Source organism: Saprospiraceae bacterium (assembly GCA_016716185.1).
Lineage (GTDB): Bacteria > Bacteroidota > Bacteroidia > Chitinophagales > Saprospiraceae > Vicinibacter.
In genome coordinates this window covers 361123-379955 of sequence record JADJWV010000002.1, presented here as the reverse complement: position 1 = coordinate 379955, position 18833 = coordinate 361123, and the positions used below count along the sequence as shown (strand labels likewise).

Annotated in this window: 19 protein-coding genes; 5 read left to right on the top strand and 14 right to left on the bottom strand. The window is 39.1% G+C overall.

Annotated features, from left to right (window positions below):
* Nucleotides 1–6 precede the first annotated feature (6 nt).
* On the top strand, nucleotides 7–1395 hold the full coding sequence (locus IPM34_03345) for a tyrosine phenol-lyase (GenBank protein ID MBK8954578.1): 1389 nt from the start codon (nucleotides 7–9) through the stop codon (nucleotides 1393–1395).
* Nucleotides 1392–3443 (top strand): acetate--CoA ligase family protein, encoded by a 2052-nt coding sequence (locus IPM34_03340; GenBank protein ID MBK8954577.1) that lies wholly within the window; start codon nucleotides 1392–1394, stop codon nucleotides 3441–3443. The genes IPM34_03345 and IPM34_03340 overlap by 4 nt, the downstream gene beginning before the upstream one ends.
* Before the next feature lie 202 nt (nucleotides 3444–3645).
* On the opposite strand, the gene IPM34_03335 is transcribed toward IPM34_03340, so the two are convergent.
* Nucleotides 3646–4920 carry an HlyC/CorC family transporter gene (locus IPM34_03335; protein MBK8954576.1) on the bottom strand — a complete coding sequence of 425 codons (1275 nt, stop codon included), beginning with the start codon at nucleotides 4918–4920 and terminating at the stop codon, nucleotides 3646–3648.
* Nucleotides 4921–5182: 262 nt separating this feature from the next.
* On the opposite strand from IPM34_03335, the gene IPM34_03330 reads away from it, so the two are divergent.
* Entirely contained in the window at nucleotides 5183–5620 is a 438-nt protein-coding gene (locus IPM34_03330) for a DUF5606 domain-containing protein (protein ID MBK8954575.1), read from the top strand.
* Between the two features lie 7 nt (nucleotides 5621–5627).
* Nucleotides 5628–6368, top strand: a complete 741-nt coding sequence (locus IPM34_03325) for a glycosyltransferase family 2 protein (GenBank protein MBK8954574.1) — start codon at nucleotides 5628–5630, stop codon at nucleotides 6366–6368.
* Here the strand turns inward: IPM34_03325 and IPM34_03320 are convergent, their stop codons facing one another.
* The 9 genes from IPM34_03320 to IPM34_03280 all read right to left on the bottom strand — a co-directional run bounded on the left by IPM34_03320 (nucleotide 6369) and on the right by IPM34_03280 (nucleotide 13015).
* Nucleotides 6369–7082 (bottom strand): class I SAM-dependent methyltransferase, encoded by a 714-nt coding sequence (locus IPM34_03320; GenBank protein ID MBK8954573.1) that lies wholly within the window; start codon nucleotides 7080–7082, stop codon nucleotides 6369–6371.
* Nucleotides 7083–7091: 9 nt separating this feature from the next.
* The gene (locus tag IPM34_03315; GenBank protein ID MBK8954572.1) at nucleotides 7092–7652 is read right to left on the bottom strand and encodes a TetR/AcrR family transcriptional regulator; all 561 of its coding nucleotides are present in this window, start codon (nucleotides 7650–7652) and stop codon (nucleotides 7092–7094) included.
* 92 nt (nucleotides 7653–7744) lie between these two features.
* Complete coding sequence (locus tag IPM34_03310; GenBank protein ID MBK8954571.1) at nucleotides 7745–7999, bottom strand: 30S ribosomal protein S20; 255 nt, start codon at nucleotides 7997–7999, stop codon at nucleotides 7745–7747.
* A gap of 266 nt (nucleotides 8000–8265) precedes the next feature.
* Entirely contained in the window at nucleotides 8266–8646 is a 381-nt protein-coding gene (locus IPM34_03305) for a hypothetical protein (protein MBK8954570.1), read from the bottom strand.
* The gene (locus IPM34_03300; protein MBK8954569.1) at nucleotides 8643–8858 is read right to left on the bottom strand and encodes an AtpZ/AtpI family protein; all 216 of its coding nucleotides are present in this window, start codon (nucleotides 8856–8858) and stop codon (nucleotides 8643–8645) included. The genes IPM34_03305 and IPM34_03300 overlap by 4 nt, the downstream gene beginning before the upstream one ends.
* A gap of 15 nt (nucleotides 8859–8873) precedes the next feature.
* Nucleotides 8874–9317, bottom strand: a complete 444-nt coding sequence (locus tag IPM34_03295) for a polymer-forming cytoskeletal protein (protein MBK8954568.1) — start codon at nucleotides 9315–9317, stop codon at nucleotides 8874–8876.
* 114 nt (nucleotides 9318–9431) lie between these two features.
* Complete coding sequence (locus tag IPM34_03290) at nucleotides 9432–10496, bottom strand: PorP/SprF family type IX secretion system membrane protein (protein MBK8954567.1); 1065 nt, start codon at nucleotides 10494–10496, stop codon at nucleotides 9432–9434.
* 102 nt (nucleotides 10497–10598) lie between these two features.
* A complete protein-coding gene (locus IPM34_03285) occupies nucleotides 10599–11678 on the bottom strand; it encodes a trypsin-like peptidase domain-containing protein (GenBank protein MBK8954566.1) in 1080 nt (359 codons plus the stop codon).
* Nucleotides 11675–13015, bottom strand: a complete 1341-nt coding sequence (locus IPM34_03280) for a hypothetical protein (protein MBK8954565.1) — start codon at nucleotides 13013–13015, stop codon at nucleotides 11675–11677. The genes IPM34_03285 and IPM34_03280 overlap by 4 nt, the downstream gene beginning before the upstream one ends.
* A 60-nt stretch (nucleotides 13016–13075) precedes the next feature.
* Between IPM34_03280 and IPM34_03275 the strand changes: the two genes are divergently transcribed.
* On the top strand, nucleotides 13076–14029 hold the full coding sequence (locus IPM34_03275; GenBank protein MBK8954564.1) for a GSCFA domain-containing protein: 954 nt from the start codon (nucleotides 13076–13078) through the stop codon (nucleotides 14027–14029).
* Between the two features lie 63 nt (nucleotides 14030–14092).
* Here the strand turns inward: IPM34_03275 and IPM34_03270 are convergent, their stop codons facing one another.
* The 4 genes from IPM34_03270 to IPM34_03255 form a co-directional block, all read right to left on the bottom strand.
* Entirely contained in the window at nucleotides 14093–15250 is a 1158-nt protein-coding gene (locus tag IPM34_03270; GenBank protein MBK8954563.1) for a TIGR03364 family FAD-dependent oxidoreductase, read from the bottom strand.
* Nucleotides 15237–16448, bottom strand: a complete 1212-nt coding sequence (locus tag IPM34_03265; GenBank protein MBK8954562.1) for a hypothetical protein — start codon at nucleotides 16446–16448, stop codon at nucleotides 15237–15239. Before IPM34_03265 ends, IPM34_03270 begins: the two co-directional genes overlap by 14 nt.
* Nucleotides 16449–16550: 102 nt before the next feature.
* Complete coding sequence (locus IPM34_03260; GenBank protein ID MBK8954561.1) at nucleotides 16551–17249, bottom strand: HAD hydrolase-like protein; 699 nt, start codon at nucleotides 17247–17249, stop codon at nucleotides 16551–16553.
* A 110-nt stretch (nucleotides 17250–17359) separates the two neighbouring features.
* Nucleotides 17360–18826 (bottom strand): SusD/RagB family nutrient-binding outer membrane lipoprotein, encoded by a 1467-nt coding sequence (locus IPM34_03255; GenBank protein ID MBK8954560.1) that lies wholly within the window; start codon nucleotides 18824–18826, stop codon nucleotides 17360–17362.
* Nucleotides 18827–18833 lie beyond the last annotated feature (7 nt).

Genomic DNA, 18833 nt, shown 5'->3' with positions numbered 1-18833 from the left:
ACTTTCATGAAAAGAATAAAGAGGGACCATAAATCATGGGCCGAACCATATAAAATGAAAATGGTGGAGTTGTTGAAAACCACCACCAAAGCTGAACGAATTAAGTCTATACGAAAAGCGGGTTTCAATACTTTTTTATTGCCCTCAGAGGATGTTTACATTGATCTTCTTACCGATAGCGGGACCAATTCCATGAGCGACCGTCAATGGAGTGCATTCATGCTTGGGGATGAAGCTTATGCCGGAAGTAAAAGTTACTACAAACTGGAAGCAGCTATTCAAAAATACTACGGCTATAAATACATCATACCGACGCACCAGGGACGTGGTGCAGAAAATATTTTATCGCAGATCATGATCAAAAAAGGGCAATATGTCCCTGGCAATATGTATTTCACAACAACCCGCGTCCATCAGGAATTGGCTGGTGGGAAGTTTGTGGATGTGATCATTGATGAAGCACATGATCCTGAAAGTTTGCACCCATTCAAAGGAAATGTGGATCTTCAGAAACTCGATGAGTTGGTAAAAAAACACGGACCTGAAAAGATTGCATACATCACACTGGCCTCTAATGTGAATATGGCCGGAGGTCAGCCATTCAGCATGGAAAATCTGAAAGCCCTCAGAAAATATTGTCGAAAACATGGAATTTCCATTATTCACGACATGACTCGCGTAGCAGAAAATGCATACTTCATTCAACAAAGAGAAAAAGGCTATCAGCAAAAAACGATCCGGGAAATCGTCAAAGAAATTTGTTCATACACGGATGGAGCCACGATGAGTGCAAAAAAAGATGCACTGGTAAATATTGGTGGGTTTTTGGCCACCAACGACCCCCATGTTTTTGAAGAAGCGAGAAACCTCGTTGTGGTATACGAAGGCTTACACACCTATGGTGGTCTCGCCGGTCGCGATATGGAAGCTATGGCAGTAGGAATTCAGGAAAGTCTGGATGATAATCACCAGAAAGCAAGAATCGGTCAAGTGCTGTATTTAGGAGAAAAAATGCAAGGCTATGGAATTCCAATTGTATTACCAATTGGAGGTCATGGGATCTTTGTCGATGCGAAAGCGTTTCTGCCACACATTCCACAGTCCAATTTTCCGGCACAGGCTCTGGCAGCAGAAATTTATATGGACTCCGGCGTGAGAACTATGGAACGAGGTATAGTATCTGCCGGAAGAAAAGCAAACGGTGAACAATATTTCCCAAAACTCGAACTGGTTAGGTTTACCATCCCCAGAAGAGTTTATACCCAGGCCCACATGGATGTCGTTGCCGAATCTGCTGCAGCTGTTTTTGAGAGAAGGAAGAAGGTAAAAGGTCTTAAAATGGTTTACGAACCAAAATATTTGCGTTTTTTTCAGGCAAGATTTGAACATCTATGATCATCAAACAGCTCCTTGAACCCAGAAGTATTGCCGTCATTGGTGCATCTGAAAATACTGTAAAACCAGGAGGAAAGGTCATTGCCAACTTAATAAATGGCCATTTTAAAGGAAAGCTATATGGGGTCAACAAGCACCCGATCCATATAGCAGGTGTCGAACACATTCAACAGGTAGAACAATTACCTCCGGTAGACCTGGCGATTATTTCAATCCCGGCTAACAATTGTTTGCATGTGGTTACCCAGCTTCTGAACAAGGGCACAAAAGCTTTTATCATTTTTTCTGCTGGATTTGCAGAAAGTGATTCCGAGGGAAAAGCTTTAGAAGCTCAAATCGCAAAGGCTGTAGATGAAGCCGGTGGAACCATGATTGGTCCCAATTGCATTGGCGTCATCAATAATTATTACAAAGCTGTTTTTACACTACCGGTTCCGGAATTTGATCCTCGTGGATGTGAATTGATTTCGAGCTCGGGGGCCACCGCAGTCTTTATCATGGAAGCCGGCATGGCTGCCGGGTTGCGTTTTTCAAATATATACTCCATTGGCAACGGCGGACAAACCAGCGCTGAAGATTTGTTGGAGCACATGGACCAGAATCATCAGGATGATAGTCCGCCCATAAAATTGCTCTACCTGGAAAGCATCAACAATCCATTCAAATTCATGAAACATGCTGCATCTTTGGTGAGAAAGGGTTGTAAAATAGCTGCCATTAAATCGGGTTACTCCGAGGCAGGCCAAAGGGCCGCATCATCGCATACCGGAGCGCTGGCAACTTCAGACATTTTGATAAGAGCGTTATTCAAAAAATCAGGAGTCGTTTATTGCAGCAGCAGGGATGAGTTGATATATCTCGGTTGTATTTTTCAAACAAAACATCTGAATGGACCAAATCTGGCTATCATTACACATGCGGGAGGGAGTGCCGTCATGCTTACCGACACACTCACATCCGGCGGATTAAAAGTACCTAGGCTGGCCAATGAAGATACACAAAAGTTGCTCTCCAAATTGAATCCGGGATCCTCCGTATCCAATCCCATAGATTTTTTAGCAACCGGAACAGGCGAACAACTTTCGGCAATTATCGATTATTGTGAAAATGAAAAGGAAGTTGATGGGATGATCGTCGTCTTTGGAAGTCCGGGACTACTAACAAGTGTTAGTGACGTTTACATGCGTATCCATCAAAAAATTGAAGGATGCAATAAGCCCATCTATCCCGTTTTACCATCCTTGATCAATGCAAAATCTGAAATTGAAGAATTTTTATCAAAACATCATGTGAATTTTCCGGATGAAGTAACCCTTGGAAAAGCATTACCTTTTGCTTATTTCAGTCCCCAACCTACCTTTGGTATGACTCATCTGGTTCCTATGGAAACGGCAACGATCAGAAGTCTGGTTTCACAACTGGACAATGGATATCTGGATCCTCTGCAAACCAGGGAATTACTCATGGCCGCAGGGATTCAAATGGTCGAAACCATAGTATGTTACAGCCTGGAAACTTTGCTTGCAGCTTCAGAAAAAATGAATTACCCCATGGTTCTCAAAGCCGTAGGCCCAGTCCATAAAACAGAATCCGGAGGAGTCCTGTTAAATCTACAATCAAAAGAACAATTGGCTGCCGGATACGAAAAGTTATTATCGAAAAGGGAGGTAATTGCTGTTCAGCTTCAGGAAATGATTGACGGCGAAGAATTATTTTGTGGAGCAGTCAGACAAGGTCAGTTTGGGCATCTCGTTCTATGCGGCCTTGGTGGTATTTTCCTTGAAGTGATCAATGATGTAGCGAATGGACTTGCTCCACTAAACGATGAAGAAGCTCATGAAATGATACATTCTTTAAAGGCTTACAAAATAATTAAAGGTTACAGGAACAGACCCGGAGTGAATGAACATGTTTTTGCAGACGTCATTAAAAGGGTAGCGTCGTTGGTCCATCTAGCGCCCGAAATTGCAGAATTGGATGTAAACCCCCTCAAAGGCAATGGTGCGCGATTGATTGCTGTTGATGCCAGGATCAGAATTGAAAAATAAGGGGCTGAGAGAAAGGTGGCTTTTAGGCATGTAGGCTTTTAGGCTTGTAGGCTTTTGGGCTTTTGGGCTTTTGGGCTTTTGGTAAAGTTCGATTAAAAGAGAATTGATCCCTGAAATCAAAAATATTTTCACCCAACAACGAACAACTAACATCTGCAAACTAACAACCGCTAACTGAGAACTGAAAACTGAAAACTGAAATCTATTTCCTCGTCACCAGTATTTTATCTACCCGCTGTCCGTCTTTATCAATAACTTCCATTTCGTATGGTTCGATGACAAATTTATCTCCAACTTTAGGCAAGGTTCCACTGAGATGAATAATTAGACCAGCAACGGTTGTGTATTGATCCAAAAAATTATCTTCGAGTTCCAGTCCAAAATATTTAATAAAATCGATTACTGAATATTGGCCATCAACCAACCAGCTTTTTTCATCGCGGGCAATGATCTGATATTCCTCCTGGTCCAGTTCGGTCACATCGCCAACCAATGCATCAACAACATCATCCATAGTTACAATTCCCATCGTAGCGCCGTATTCATCTACAACGATCCCATAATGCATTTGCTTTTGTTTAAAGAACTCTAATATTTTATAGGCATACATATTTTCGTTGAAATAAAGAGGTTCTTTCAGGTAATCGCGCAGATCAAATTTCTTATCCGATGAAGGTAAAAATAAATCCTTCAACAAAACAATACCGACAATGTTGTCAATGTCATTATCATCGCATACGGGATATGCGGAGTGTTTTTCTTCATTTATTTTTGACTTTACAGTTTCCCAATCGTCCCGAGAGTCGAAATAAACCATATCGCTGCGGTGCGTAAATAAAGTATTTACTTTCCGGTCTCCCAATTCAAAAACCCGTTCAACAATATTTTGCTCGATATCCTGTATTTCACCTCCCTGTGCACTTTCCTTGATGATGGATTTTATTTCCTCTTCGGATACTTTACTGTCGCTGGTTTTTTTGATCCCAAACAAATTTAGTATCAAATCATTCGAAGCAGCAAGCAACCAGACAAATGGCGCAGTAATACTGGCTACAATTCCCATGGGCTTCGCAAAAAAGACAGCAAGCGTTTCAGGATAAGCCATTCCAATTCTCTTGGGAAGCAATTCTCCGAAAACAATAGAAAGATACGTCACGAGAATAACGATGAGTCCTATCGAAATCTGATAAGCATAGGGCTGGAAAACAGGAATGCCTGCAATAAATTCAGCAACATCCCGGGTCAGATTTTCACCGCTGTACACACCCAATAATATCCCTATTAAAGTTATTCCGATCTGTACTGTTGAAAGAAACCGCGTTGGATTATCCGAGAGTGCAAGGGCTGCCTGTGCGCCAGGTATTCCCTTCTTTTTTGCTTGCTCGAGTTTGAATCGCCGGGATGATACAAGGGCCATTTCAGAAAGTGAAAATATCCCGTTTAACAGGATCAGACCCATAATAATTGCAAATTCCATAATTGTAACCTTTGCTGAAATTTAGGAATCGATGTCAGCAATGATGAGGCAAATATCGTCAATTCCAAACGAAATTATCAAGAAACATCGGTTTGTTAAACTGGTCAATATCCTGATAAATGGTGAATTTGAATAATTTTAAGATAATTCCATGTGAATTTTTCCAATTATTTCAATATGAAGGCTAAACTATCTTATCGAATTATTAAATATCATTCAAATTAATCCAAAAAAAGGATATTTGCACCTACAAATTTATACCATGGTACAAATTGATCATATAGTTGCAGTAAGTGGTTCGGGTTCCTTATTTAAAATGATAGCTTCGAAATCCAACGGACTGATTTTGGAAGACCTTGAATCCGGTAAATCCAACTTTTTCTCTTCAAGAACCCACCAATTTTCACCGCTGGAATCCATTGGAATTTATACATTGTCGGATAATATTCCCCTGAAGGAAGTATATCAGCGGTTTTTAGATGCAGAACATAACACTCCACTGCCTGAAGAAAAAGATGCAGATGCCCAGTATAAATCTTATTTCGAATTGCTGATTCCTGAATACGACCGATATCGGGTGCATGCAAAAGATATGAAAAAATGTTTGAAGTGGTACAGACAACTGAAGAGATTTGGAATGATTGAACAAGGTAAAACCGAACCAGAATCAAACAGCATTCCGGAAACACCACAGAATTAATTTATTCATGTACAATCAAAAAAAAGTTGTTGTAGTCCTGCCTGCATACAATGCAGCGCTGACTCTTCAAAAGACTTTGGCGGAAATCCCGATGAATCTTGTCGATGAACTCATTCTATGCGATGATGCCAGTCATGATGGAACTTTCGAGCTTGCAAAAAAACTGGACATTCATCATTGCATCCGGCATGAAAAAAATCTAGGCTATGGAGGCAATCAAAAAACTTTATACAATAAAGCGCTTGAACTTGGCGCTGATATCATCATTATGTTGCATCCCGATTACCAATACACTCCAAAACTGATTCCCAGCATGATTAATCTCATTGGCGATGAACTTTACCCCGTTGTTTTAGGTTCACGGATACTTGGAAAGGGAGCTTTAAAAGGGGGTATGCCTTATTATAAATATATTTTTAACAGGATGCTTACCCTATTCGAAAATTGGATGGTCGATTACAAACTTTCAGAATATCACACCGGGTACAGAGCTTTTTCCAGAGCCGTTTTGGAAAATATTCAATTCAATTTAAACTCAGATGATTTCGTTTTTGATAACCAAATGTTATCTCAGATTATTTATAAAAAATACGCTATTGCTGAAATCAGTTGTCCAACAAAATATTTTGAAGAAGCATCGTCCATCAATTTCAGCAGAAGTGTGACTTATGGTCTGGGAGTCCTTAAAGTGAGTTTTCAACATTTCTTACAAAGAAAAGGAATTGCCCGGTTTAAAATGTACAGTTAATTATTTACGGAACACAACGAGAATAGACAGACCAAACTTTAACGGGAGTATGGTTTCCAGGTATTTACTGAAAGGCACCATTTTATCGAATAAATTTACCTGCCAGGGTTTAATGTATTTACTATTCAATAAAGTGCCGGAGACCAGCCAGGCCAAAGTTCCGGTTTTATTAAAATAGCTTACACTCTGAATGCTTCCATTCTGGCCCCTAAATTTGGAAACAATTTCCTTCATTCTATATCTTCTGCAATGCCCCAAGTGGCTGTCTAGCCGGTTGTATAAAGCAGGAATAGCAGGTACCAACATGACGAAATGTCCGCCCGGCTTTAATAATTTCAATGCATTGACAATGGCTTCCTCATCTTGACAAATGTGTTCAAGCACATTGGTTGCAACCAATGAATTGTATCGACCTAAAAGAGGATGGTACCATGTATCAAAATCGGGGTGAACCAAATCCAGTTCCATGATGGCTTTGAGGCCAGGATGTCCCTGAAATCTTTTTTGTAAGGTGTTTATATAAGTCTGGTCAAATTCGGAAAGGCTAACATCCGTATGTTCTTCGAGCAGGCAGGATGAAATATTGCCGATTCCACTTCCAATTTCAAGCACAGGGGATTGTACCCATGGGTGTATGGAATCATACATCCACCGATTAAATCGGCCGGCTTTGGCCAAAGATTCAAGAGTGAGAAAACCAGTATGGGAATGCAATAAAATTTTTTATCTTTTATGCAAACCATCCAGGATCAGACGCACAACATGCTGGGCCTGGTCGCCCATGAGTTTAGATCCTTTAGCTGCTGTCTGATGTTTCCAGCGCAAAGCACCCAAAATCGATTGGCTGGCCATTTCAGTATCAAAACTATTGAGTTTTTTTGCAGACGCACCTTTACGCAAGACATCTGCCAGAAGGTCTTCCAAAGATTTGATCTGCTTTTTATACGCTTTGTCAAAATTGCCTTCGAGATGACGACCTTCAGTAAAAGTAGCCTGCATGGCAGACCAGTTCTCCGTCTGGTAGGATACAAAATATTTCAGATAGGCTTCCAGCTGAGCAGCCGCATTTTTTTGAGCAGCCATACTTTCCTGAAGACCTTGTATCAATGGCTTCAGGGTTTCAGAACAGATGCCATGCAGCAAGTCCTGCTTGGACGCAAAATGGTTATATATACTTGCAGCTTCGATTCCTGCTTTCTGAGCTATATCTCGCATGGAAGCACCGCCAAACCCATTCTGGTTGAACAAGAGTATAGCTGCATCTTTAATTCGTTGCCTGGTCATATTTCAGATTTAATAAAGATCAAACTTATTAAAAAAAAATCGTGCATTGGTGTTCAATGCACGATTTTTTTACAAATTGGCTAATAATTTCATTATTTTAAATGACTGACATGTCCCATAAGGCTACTTTTAATGTTTGCAGCCTTGTTTTTATGCCAGGTATTGTTTTTCGCCAGTTTATCAACCATACTTACAACCCTGGGTAAGAATTTACTGGCTTCCGCCTTGGACTGCATATCTCTCAACTTCTTGATTGCAGTACGGGTTGTCTTCTTGAAATAGCGATTTGCTATCCTTCTTACGATATTTTGTCGAATTCTCTTTAATGCCGACTGGTGATTTGCCATAAATGCCTGAATTTTAAGGAGCGCAAAGATAACAAAAGCAACTTAATTTTTCAATTCTTAAACAAAAAAATAATATAAATAGCTCATTTTCTTAGGTTTAACTCGAAAAATGGGATTGTATAATTTAGAAAATTATTTTCTTTTCAAATACAGTTCATAACCAAAAAACCCTCCGGACTTCATCCTTCTCTGCGTCCCTTCGGGCTTTAGGCTTTCAGCTTCCGGCTTATTTTTTCATCCAGCTATCGCCCATGTTCCAGGACATCTTACCCTCCTTTCGACAATTTCATCAAAACCCAGGTTTCATATATCGTAAACAAGAGATAACTGACTCCCAAAGGAACCGCCAACTGTTTCGGAACCAAAACCAATAGCTTGACCAGGCTAAAAACCAATAGAGACAAGAGTATAATTTTAAAAAATACGGAAACCATAAACACCCGGGTAAACAGGTAAGGATTGGTTGACTGAATGGCGATTCTGGCAATATAAAACATGCTCAACGTGAATAGAATAAAAAAAACAACCAGGATAATTTGGGCAGCCATAATGTTTTGGGGATGTTCCGGTCTTTTTAATATACTGCTAATTGCAAAACTGGAAACAGCAGTAATGACAAGCCATAAATAAAATTTTCCGGCTTTCATTTATCCAGTTTTTTGAGGTCGTAATTCAACCATACTATTTGCATAATCAACATAAGCATACTGAGGCCTGCAGACCACAGAGGTTTGGTTAATTCCATTTTATGATCTAACCATTTTCCGAGCCAGGCAGCCAAAGCAATGGAAATAAAAATTTGAGTGGCTAAACCGGAATACCTCAATACTTTGTTGCCTTTTAGATCGTATCGACTCATTTCCGGTCTGCTAACTTACATTTTTATAGTGTCCGGCTTGATCACCGGATTGACCGAATTGGAAGGACTTGTTTTAGGTGACGAATGCATTTTAGCAGTTACATTAAACTTCGCACCAGGACTTACAGCGAGTTTGTCGGTATTGATCTCACCGTCGACCAAAGCCGTTTCTTTCACCTGTAAAAGATCTTCGATATGGAGAACGCCTTTAAAACGACCTTCAATCATTGCATTTTGGGCTTTGATTTCCCCTTCAATGGTTCCTTTAGGGCCAATAATAACCTTTCCTTTGCATATCAAGGTACCTTTTAAATAGCCATCAACGCGAATGTCGCTTTCGGCTTGTACACTTCCTTCTACAACAGTGCCTGTAACCAGGCTGTTGAGCGCCCCTTGTGGAGTTGGACTTCCGGTCACAGTTCTCGCAGCTTCTTCTTTTGAACTCTTATTCCCAAACATAATCTATTGCTTTTGGTAGATAACAAAAGTACTAAAAAATGACACTTTTGCCGTGTATAAAAACAAAAGCCCTTCGATTAAAAGGGCTTTGTATTTAATATTTTACTGAATTCTTTAAAAATTCGGACAATAAATTCCTCTTCTTTCAGGTCCGCAAATGTTATAAATGAAGGACAATTCAAATGAGTTGTTTCCTGCATTGGCATTGCGCAAACTGGAAGTATTGATATCATAGCTCAATCCAAATCCATACTTCTGGTAATCAAATCTTGCGGAAAGAATTAATGCATCCATGTGAATGCCGGTAGAAGCGGGATCTTTATATTTATTAGCCAAACGGGACCATAATCCTAACTGGAAAGAACTTTCGTTTGTTCTGGATTGACCGGAGCCAAAACGGAAGCTGGTTCCGAGATTAAGCTGAAACGATGGGCCCTGAAAAAATGTAACAAAACCAGGTATGATAGCGCTTCTTCTGTTGAGCCGGAAAACTCCACCCCCATGAATGGTTAATTTTGAATAAAGCGGAGCAGGAATATAACCCGGTGTGCCTTCTTCAATATTGTTCTGCAGAGGCTCGTTCAAGTGACTTAAAGCCCCCCCTACATAAAAGTTGTTGTGTTTATCCAATACGCTGAACCACAATACCCCGACCGAAACATCGGCAAATAAAAAGCTGGGGTCAAAAATTGCCGGATCTCCCGGAATATTGGGATCGGGTCCATTGGTCGTGATCTGGTTCCCCCAGATGGCGTTGTGAAATTTAACACCCCTTTGATTCAGGCCGGCTTCTGCTCCAAAAACCAAATAGTTTGAGGATGTCCTTGTTCCCGACATTCTTTTACTGTAAGAACCCGACAATTTGAATTGAATGGTGCTGAAATCCAGTGAACCTGCTTTATCACCCCAAAATGTGCCCCCAAATCCGAAATAATCGTACCTGCCTACGGGTATCTTCTGGTCAAATGATAAATTATAGGTGTTAAATGAATTTGCAAACCCCAAAATAGGGGCCCACTGGTTTCTGTAATTTGCAACAAATCTCATTTTACAATTCATAACGCCGGTCATCGCCGGATTCAAATTGGTTGGAGACATGTAAAATTGAGAAAAGTGGATGTCCTGAGCATTAAGGTTCAGGCTGATCAATAAGACAAATAAAGCCAATAATCGCATCATACCTACTACAATATAAGAGGATAAATTTACGGCCTTTCCAGCAAATAATATTCCCATTTTCATAATTTTTAATAAATTTAAAAAACTTATATACCTAAAGTCTTAATCCACACGGGCTACCGCTCCGTAAGTTTTGACCAGGATGTCGTCGTACTCATTGGCTTTATCGAACAAAAGATTGAACATTTGCTGGCCGTTCTCGGGTTTGAAAGAATGGTCGAATACCTGCAAAGACAAAACAATATCCCGGTTTAGAATACTAAAGCTAAGACCCTCTAGAAAGTAATTCTGCTGCAAGAGGTAGGTATAAATTTCTTTAATGCCTTCTTTGGGTAGAGAGCACATCAATGCATCGCCTGCTATCATTCCCGAATCTTCGTGATAAGAAAGCAAAATTTTAGCGGAACCGCGCTCAATTTCCCAGTTAAACGGCCCTCTCCGGGTAAGGCTGACATCGTATCCGAGTTGGCCCAATGCCTCTTCAATCTCCAACCGGATGCCTGAAGGTGAATAATCTTCGATCTGAGAGATCATGGTAATCCGGGCACCACAAAACGGACAATATTTTTTTTCGGTATTGGGCTCAAAAACGATATTGGCACAGGAGGTACATCTCACCCCGAGTTCCTTATTGCCAGCTACAAATTCATCCAAGGCTTGCTGTAAATACCTGGCCGGCAGTGAAAACCCGATACTCTGGCCATTCTGTATGATGAACGTATTGACCCCCAGTACTTCACCCTGGTCATTAATCAGGGGGCCCCCGCTGTTTCCGGGATTGAGTGCGGCATCGTGCTGAATATAGTACAGATCATTCTGCTGATGGACTGCATTGGAAATAATGCCCTGGGTAGCCGTATATTTTAATCCAAAGGGATGCCCGATAGCAAGTACCGCGTCGCCCTGCTGGTAATCATCGGCAACGTGCAAGGGTACCCGGATTTCTGTATGATGGTCGGTTCCCTGGATGAATGCCAGGTCGTACTTTGGATCAAGATATTTCACTTTCCGCTTCAATCTCTTCACGCCCATGCCTTCTATGACCACCTCTTTATTATTCCTGACAACATGTTCGTTGGTTATGATCAGCCCATAATCCTTCAAATAGAATCCGGTTCCAACCGAAAACGGAGTCGCGATCTGGATGACGATGTCTTTATACCGTTCGATTAAACTTTTCATGTCAGGGATAATGATTTCACAAACATCAACAAGGATTTCAATACAGCCGGTAAAGTATCCTGCTCAAAATTGATGGTAAAAGGCAGATTTGGAAAAGCCTTCCTATGCTTCTCCATTATTTTTTCAACACGTTCGATCACCTTATCCTTTAAGATCCGGTTTCCACTTTTACTTCTGTAATTGAAATCAAATCCAAGTTTGTTAAAATAGTCTTGCTCTGCTATTTCAAAATACAAATGCATGAGATCGTGATCGGGACCGGGCAAGGCAAAATTATACATGCAATAACCGGCCACGTAATTGCAAATGGCCATAACAACTTCATCGTGCTTGTTCTCTTCGTACCATTTAACTGCCTGTAGTTCAGAGTCGATAAATTGTGTTATTACTTGTTGGTTTGCAGGACTGGTGATCCCAAAAGTCGATATGACCTCGTACAGCTCTTTTTCAATTTCCGCAGAAGATATTTCTTCCAGTTCTTTGATTCCATTTAGAAGAATATTGATTTTCTCATCGATCCGATCGGCTGGCAGACTAAAATAATTGATATGGATGTTCCCAATTTGCTCCATAAACTTACCTTCAGGTCTGACCAGATAATCCAAACCATATATAGCTGCCAGATAGACATAGGTCAATGCCCCCTGGTAACGTTTTGGATTCAAACTGCCTATGATGTCTTTCGAATGAAGGGCCTCCAATTTTGCCTTGATAAAATCTGTTTTTGCTTTGATCAAATCCGGAGCCAAAATCCGGATATGTTGATTCTTCAAGGGCTCAAGATGCTCAAATTCACTCAGCAAAAGGTCATCTTCCTTGTCAGATTGAATAGAAAGCTCTTTTAATCCATAATAAAGTTTATAGGGAGAAGACTCAGACAACAGACTATCAAACAACATGCACAGGTTATTCCCGGGATCCAGTGCAAACCGTGCGTAGTTCAGGTCGTAATTGTATTCCACCGCTTTGCGCAAGAATCCAACATTTAAATCTTTGCAGTGGGCAATTTTTGATTCAGCTCTGAATAAAGATCCGTTGACAACGCAATCCACTTGTTTGGAACCTTGATAAAGGCTAAATTCAAATAAATTCTTGCTGCTTTCTGAAACGGTAATATTCCCTGCGCCTTTATTCTCGAGATAATAAACAAATTCTTGTATGGATTCGAGATACTTGCCCTCTTCATAAAGTTTAAGACTTTTATCCCAGGCGGCATACTGATTGGTTGATTTGTAGGCATCCGAATACCTTCCGAAGGAAATTTCCGGATTTTGCGATTTTTTACCGGTAAATCTGTTCCAAAATGCCATATTGGATAAAAATCCTAAAGGTAACATGTCTATCCTATCTTCTAACGGCTTTTTGGGATAATCAACCAATCGTTATAATTTTGGGAAATGAATGTTTTTAAAGACCGCACCATTTTTCCTTCATTTAATAAAAATGAGACTTTCAATTATAAGAATCTCTTTTATACCGCCGGGAGTTGCTTTGCAGAAGAATTTAACAAAAAACTGCGGAATTACCAATTCCCGCAAATCCAACACCCCTTTGGCATTTGTTTTAATCCAATTAGCCTTTCGCGCCAATTCATGGTCTTGTTGTCCGATGATCATTACCAAACAGAAGAATTTATATTAAATGATGGCCTGTACCACTCATTGGACCATCATGGGAAATATTCAAACGCCAACAAGGATCAATTATTGAATTCCATTAATGCTGAATTAGAATTTGGAAAAAAACTAATCAAGAAAATAGATTGTCTGATTTTAACCTTAGGTTCAGCCCATTATTATTTGCATCTTCCTTCAAATCGGGTAGCAGCAAACTGCCATAAAATTCCTCCAACAGAATTCCTTAAAAAACGGGCAAGCCTGGAAGAAAGCATTACGTATTTGCAACAGGCTTTAGAGAACTTATTTAAATTAAACCCCAATGTCAGGATTATATTAAGCGTGAGCCCTGTAAGATACCTCCGTGATGGCTTTGTGGAAAACAACCGGAGTAAAGCCACTCTTATATTATGCTGTGATAGCCTTTGCAAATGGAATTCTCAAATTGAATATTTTCCTGCTTATGAAATATTTATGGATGATTTACGAGATTATCGATATGCAGCAGATGATTTAGTGCATCCAAGCAATAAGGCCATTGATTACATTTGGAGCTATTTTATTCAATCCTACTTTAATGAAACTACTCAAAAATTGATTCATCAAATGAATAATTATTTCAAACTTCTGGCTCATAATATTTCACACCCGGACGCTCATTCCATGAAAAGTTTAAATCATAAAATTCAATGCGAAAAGGAAAGCATACATAAACTACATCCAGCATTCAAATGATAATTTTAAGGCACTTTAGGTTTCTTTAAATTCATTTCTCGCTTGAAGGATGAGACTTATGAATCAAAGATTCGAATAAATTTGATCCATATTCATTTTGGCAAAACCCAAAGAAGCCGTCATACCTTTTCCGCCGATTGCACATGCAATATGAACATTGGGTTCTATTTCTACATTTATTAATCCCTTATCTTTTACCTGGGAATAAATTCCAATCCACGTTTTAATTATTTGGCTTTGTTTAATATTGATGTATTTATTTGCTTCATCCATCATAAATTGATTTATGCATTGCTGTGTTACATGGGCTTGTATTTCTTCCCAACGATCCGGAGGAGCATATTCATGAGAATCTCCTAAAATGATACTCCCATCTAAATTCTGTTTAAAAAGTAAATGAATACCAAATTGCTTTGCAAAAGTATCGGGATTTTCTTCCTTTTTTATTTGCATATATGAAGGGCATTCATGAAAACTTTCATACCTCCTGATGGAGTACCCTGTAAGCAAATTACCACCGATTTTAAAACCGGGATCACTCACTTGCATCATTTGCAATTTGACCATCTCAAGATCAGCATTTTCAAAATATTTGGGATAAAGCAACTTAAACTCAGAGCCATTACAAATGATAACAATCTGGGCCTGGTATGTTCTGCCAAAATGGTCTGTTAATAATACTTGATTCGTATCAGATTCAACATTACTAACAACTGTTTGAAACTGCATTTCAACTCCTCTTCTAATCTGCAAATAGGCAGACAGAGAAGCTATGGCAATTGGGGAGTCCAAAGAAATTTCTTCAGGAAAAAAAAGTCCGCACCGAATATGATCCATATTTATTCCTGCATACTTGGCATAACACTCCTCTTTATTTAGCAATACAGAGGAATAATTTTCAATCCGGTTTATAGACATCAACTCCTCTAAGAGTTGCTCTTCCTGAGGATCTGTTGCGAAATATATACTTCCATTATTTCGGGCTGTAATATCCCATTCACTTTGGATTTTTCTGTAATATTCCAATGAAACCCTACCAATACGTTGCCATTCAACTCCAAATCCAGAGGGAACGACCTGGCCAAAATTTTGGACGCTGGATCCCGCTGCCCTACTGTTTTTTTCTAAAATAAGGACCCGCAATCCTAAATTGGAAGCATGATAAGCATGCGCAAGGCCCATAATGCCAGAACCAATTACAATGATGTCATATAGTTTCATAAGAACTTCTGTTTAAAAGACCTTGTTTTTTCTCTTGCAGTTGCTTGAAATATACTGATAAGGTTAAAAATAATAAGGTGAATATTCCAATGATGCTAACTGCCCAACATATTTTTGTATAAAACGATAACCAGGAAACTTCGATATTATTAAATAATTTAATGATCATAATTGCAACGCTGGCGAGATAACCCGATGAATCGGCTATATACATGATAAATCCTACATTGCCGGCAATATTAAAGCTCCCATAAAACCTGTCTAATAAAATACCATTAAATAAAATATAGGGTACAAACAAACCAATTCCACTGGAAACCAACAAAGTCAACGAAGAAATTATATGGAGCTGAAATAAAAACGTACTAACCAACAATATCAAAAATCCCGCTCCAATCAATAATAAATTGAGATAAAATGCTCTTGTGTTGTTTTTGATTATAAAAAGAGATCCAAGGCAGAGCAAAACACCAAAAGCAATTGGCAATTCTGTTGTTGTATAAATGGCAGAATTATTTGAAAATCCCAAATCTTTCCATATTTCAACAATATAATTATCACGGATATCCCTTACTATAGTAAGCAAGATGTAACAAACCGTAATAAAAAAAATGATAGTACCATATTTGCGGATTGTTTCTTTACGCATCATTGCATTCATTGTAATTCGTTCCTTCCTGTATTTTACATCATTCGCATCCGGACCTGGTATACAGGTGAGTGCCCAAACAGCAAAACATGCAACAGGAATAAAAACGAAACCGCAAATCGCAGGCATGAAGAATGGTTCAATTCCCAATTGCATTACAAAGGTGCCTAATGTTTTGGCCACACCGGATGAAACAATAAAATTCACACACAACAGCACTGTTAGAATTTCGGTAAACCGCCTACCTTCGATATATTGAAAGACTATTCCCCAAATCAACCCCAAGGGTAAACCATTCAAGAACATCCAAAATAAATTATAAGGAACCGGAGTCAGCGCAAAGCCGACCAATGCGATCCAGGAAAATAATATTAAGCTAATAAATTTTTTGGCCCTTTGCTGAGGTTCCATTCCCGAAATGTAAGTGATTCCAACAAATTTAGAAGTTGCATACCCCAAAATCTGAGAAATTACTAAAATCACCTTGTAATCAAGACCTAACCATTCAATACCCTCGTAAAATCCTGCGGTGAAAGGCTTGCGGAACATATACATACAAAAATAAGCGAGGGTTGTAGCAACACCAGCCCATATTATCAATAGTAAAGGATTCCGTATTAAATATGAAGTAATACTGAATCGGAAGTTCATTTACTTATTTACATTTTCGATAATTGGAATCAATTCCAATAAATCATCGATGATAAAATCAGGTTGACAGGCTTCGAGTTGTTTCCTGGTCTGGGCACCAGTTGTCACGCCTATGGAGTACTTAACATTGGCATTTTTACCCTCCATAATATCCACAATTGTATCCCCAACTTTAATTATATGTCTTGGTTGAATCTCAAACTTATTACTTACATAATCAATCATGGCAGGATGAGGACGGCTTTGGTTTACCATATCTGAACATACCAATAAATCATATCCTTCCCCAGGTAATAATCCAACCTGATCCAGGATTTTTTGAGCAATCACTTTGCTATACCCTGTGTTTAGCACTATTATGATTTCATTTTCTCTCAAATAATTACATAGGAGCGTATAGGAGGGAAATAACTTTACCTGACCAACTATTGCATATTGCTCATTAAGTTGTTTGGAAAAATCGATAAATACATCGCTTACCAATTCATCATCTGCTTCTTGCTGTGATGTGAATTTCAATAAATCTCTGATAGCTGTTACCTTTTCCTTTCCTGCAGCATGGATAAGTATCTGATCCAGATCCAGGTTGAACCCGTGCATTTGAAGTGCAAACTGCAAAGATCGATACACCAGGTTATTCTCTTGTATCGTCGTCCCTGCCATATCGAATACGATCATGCGGATTCTATCCTGTTTCATAAATATTAATTTATTTAATGAAATGCCAAACCGTCATTGAAATAATAAATAATGGCTCGCAGGACTATCCCAACGAGCCATTGATCTTATCCGATAACAAAACTTGCCATTTATTGTAAATACCACATTTTTGTATTGATATCATCTCCACCCTGCCTGCTCACGGCTACCTGTCTGTTTGGCCCGTTAAGAGCTTGCTCAATAAATGGATAAATAAACCGAACCGGGATTTTGCCTCCGTTTTGATTACTTACAGCCGGGGTTAGTACAGGAATACCAGTTCTCCTCCAATCAAACCAAGCTTCCATTCCCTGGTAGTAAAATGAAATCCATTTCTGAAATCCAATCTTATTTAAATTCTCCTGCTGATCGCCGCTCCATTTTACAGTCTGAAGGTCAAAATAGCCAGTTGGAACAGAAAGCCCATAATAATCAAATGAAGATTTAATTCCATTCTCATAAAACATTTTAGAATCTCCGCTTATCCAGCCTTTTGCAGACGCTTCTGCCAATAAAAATTGCAATTCTGCATAAGTCATGATTACACCTTTTGCAATTTTTAGTCCTTCGGTGGTTATTGAATTTTCAAAAAATAAACTACCAATGCGTGAATGATTTTGTTGCCCACCAGCATAAGTTTGTGAGGTAACATCATCCAACCCGTTGGGAATACCAATAAATTCTTCCTGTGCAGTTCCTTCTGTTGCAGGTGTAGCTCTATAGTAGATTTTCAAACGGGGATCATTCATCGATTTCAATGTATCCAGTAAGGTTTTACTAGCCCGAAACTCATTGAAAGATCCAACTCTCGCACTGTATAAAGGAAATTGATCTGGTGAAGATTCTTTGAAATTATATACTCCATTGTCATCATTGCTGCTGAATAGAGGGAACTTGGATGCATCTGAAATCATTTCACTTAAGGCGGATCCAGGGTTTTTCTTTTTTGAAATCCTTATCAGGTATCGTATCTTTAATGAGTTGGCCAATTTACGCCACTTCGTTATGTTCCCATTGTAAACAATATCACCACCTACTACTCCACTTGAATTGGCTAATAAATCATTGGCTAAACTCAAGTCACTAATGATCCCATTATAAATCTCCTCTTGAGTATCATACTTGGGATAATTTATCCCGGCTTTTGCTGCTATTGCCTCTGAGTAGGGTATATCTCCATAAGTGTCTGTTATCAAAGAGTATATCCATGATTTCATAATCAGAGCCACGGCTTTAGTCGGTTGATCATTGTTTTCTTCCGCCAACCGAATTATATTATAAACGTCTCTTAATTTACCATATCCATTTGTCCAGATACTATTAAACTCGCCCCACAAATAACGATCTTCGTTTACAAATTGATTTTTGGCAGTATGTTGTATAACAATGTTCCCGATTCCCCAGGTTTCTCCCAGTAATGTGTTTATAACATCTCTTTGAATATCGGGTAACAACAACTGAGGAGTAACCCTGACAGGTGAATTGTTGTTGGTATTGATTTCCTCAAATTCATCTGTACATCCTACAAATAATAATGCGCAAATGACTAAAAAATTATAGAAAAATATTTTTTTCATGACATTT

Bases quoted from the DNA above. Each gene is read 5' to 3' on its own strand.
- IPM34_03255 (MBK8954560.1), bottom strand. From the start codon at position 18,826: ATGAAAAAAATATTTTTCTATAATTTTTTAGTCATTTGCGCATTATTA.
- IPM34_03345 (MBK8954578.1), top strand. From the start codon at position 7: ATGAAAAGAATAAAGAGGGACCATAAATCATGGGCCGAACCATATAAA.
- IPM34_03315 (MBK8954572.1), bottom strand. From the start codon at position 7,652: ATGACCAGGCAACGAATTAAAGATGCAGCTATACTCTTGTTCAACCAG.
- IPM34_03260 (MBK8954561.1), bottom strand. From the start codon at position 17,249: ATGAAACAGGATAGAATCCGCATGATCGTATTCGATATGGCAGGGACG.
- IPM34_03300 (MBK8954569.1), bottom strand. From the start codon at position 8,858: ATGAGTCGATACGATCTAAAAGGCAACAAAGTATTGAGGTATTCCGGT.
- IPM34_03330 (MBK8954575.1), top strand. From the start codon at position 5,183: ATGGTACAAATTGATCATATAGTTGCAGTAAGTGGTTCGGGTTCCTTA.
- IPM34_03265 (MBK8954562.1), bottom strand. From the start codon at position 16,448: ATGTTCCGCAAGCCTTTCACCGCAGGATTTTACGAGGGTATTGAATGG.
- IPM34_03290 (MBK8954567.1), bottom strand. From the start codon at position 10,496: ATGATGCGATTATTGGCTTTATTTGTCTTATTGATCAGCCTGAACCTT.
- IPM34_03275 (MBK8954564.1), top strand. From the start codon at position 13,076: ATGAATGTTTTTAAAGACCGCACCATTTTTCCTTCATTTAATAAAAAT.
- IPM34_03335 (MBK8954576.1), bottom strand. From the start codon at position 4,920: ATGGAATTTGCAATTATTATGGGTCTGATCCTGTTAAACGGGATATTT.
- IPM34_03310 (MBK8954571.1), bottom strand. From the start codon at position 7,999: ATGGCAAATCACCAGTCGGCATTAAAGAGAATTCGACAAAATATCGTA.
- IPM34_03305 (MBK8954570.1), bottom strand. From the start codon at position 8,646: ATGAAAGCCGGAAAATTTTATTTATGGCTTGTCATTACTGCTGTTTCC.
- IPM34_03325 (MBK8954574.1), top strand. From the start codon at position 5,628: ATGTACAATCAAAAAAAAGTTGTTGTAGTCCTGCCTGCATACAATGCA.
- IPM34_03280 (MBK8954565.1), bottom strand. From the start codon at position 13,015: ATGTTACCTTTAGGATTTTTATCCAATATGGCATTTTGGAACAGATTT.
- IPM34_03340 (MBK8954577.1), top strand. From the start codon at position 1,392: ATGATCATCAAACAGCTCCTTGAACCCAGAAGTATTGCCGTCATTGGT.
- IPM34_03285 (MBK8954566.1), bottom strand. From the start codon at position 11,678: ATGAAAAGTTTAATCGAACGGTATAAAGACATCGTCATCCAGATCGCG.
- IPM34_03270 (MBK8954563.1), bottom strand. From the start codon at position 15,250: ATGAAACTATATGACATCATTGTAATTGGTTCTGGCATTATGGGCCTT.
- IPM34_03295 (MBK8954568.1), bottom strand. From the start codon at position 9,317: ATGTTTGGGAATAAGAGTTCAAAAGAAGAAGCTGCGAGAACTGTGACC.